This is a genomic window from Mesorhizobium sp. M1338, from assembly GCF_040318045.1.
Lineage (GTDB): Bacteria > Pseudomonadota > Alphaproteobacteria > Rhizobiales > Rhizobiaceae > Mesorhizobium.
On record NZ_JAMYLL010000138.1, the window covers coordinates 1 to 972 of the forward strand.

Annotated in this window: 1 protein-coding gene; it reads right to left on the reverse strand. The window is 65.0% G+C overall.

From position 1 onward, the window contains the following. Positions 1–972, reverse strand: a 972-nt coding sequence (locus NKH19_RS33330) for an AMP-binding protein (RefSeq protein ID WP_352983958.1), incomplete at both ends; no start/stop codon positions are given.

Genomic DNA, 972 nt, shown 5'->3' on the forward strand with positions numbered 1-972 from the left:
CGCCCACCGCCCCGAATGGAACCGGCGCGCCATGGCCGTCCAGAAGATACACCCGCGTGTTCGCAATCGGACGGCCGATCGGGACGTTCGCAGATACAGCTGGCCCTGTCGGAACCTCATAGGAGAGACAGCCGACGATCGTTTCGGTTGGGCCGTATTCATTCACCATTCTGGCCGTCGGCTGGATCCTGCGCCACAGCTCGATTGTCGAATGCGTCAGCGCTTCACCGCCGATGATAAACAGTCCAACCTGGCTTGTGGTCGAGTCCGCCAGCATCTGTCGCCCAAGCACATCCAGATGGCTCGGGGTGATATCGATGACCCCACAGTCCGAGCTGATCTTTTCCTTTACCCCCTCGACCTCATCTCCCCCCCTGACAAGCTGTGCATGGCCACCACAGAGCAAAGGCGTAAACAGGCTCGTGATTATGGCATCGAAGGCCAGGGAAGAGGAGACCAGGGAGGATGACCCGGGCGCATAAGCCCCGCAGGCCCAGTGCAGATAATTGGTCATGCCCCGATGCTCGACCATGACGCCCTTTGGCGTTCCGGTTGAGCCGGAGGTGTAGATCACATAAGCGAGATGGCGTGAGGTCAGGCCAAGGGCGCGGGGCTCGGGATCGCAAGCGGGCAGTTCGGCCCAAGCCGGGGTCGCCGTCTCCAGATCGACCACGCTCACATCGACAAGCGCCTCGGGGCCGAGCGCGGCGCGGCCGGCCGCATCGCAAAGCAGCAGCCGCGGCGCCGCATCCTCGACAACCTGCCGCAGCCGCGCGCAGGGATAGGCCGGGTCGAGCGGCAGATAGGCGCCGCCCGCCTTGAGGATCGCCAAGACATCCACCACCATCGCCGGGCTGCGCTCCAGGCAGATCGCCACCGGCTGGTCCGGCCTCACCCCGAGCGCGATCAGGTGATGCGCCAGCCGGTTGGCCCGCGCGTTGAGCTCGCCATAGCTCAGGCGCTCGTCCTCGC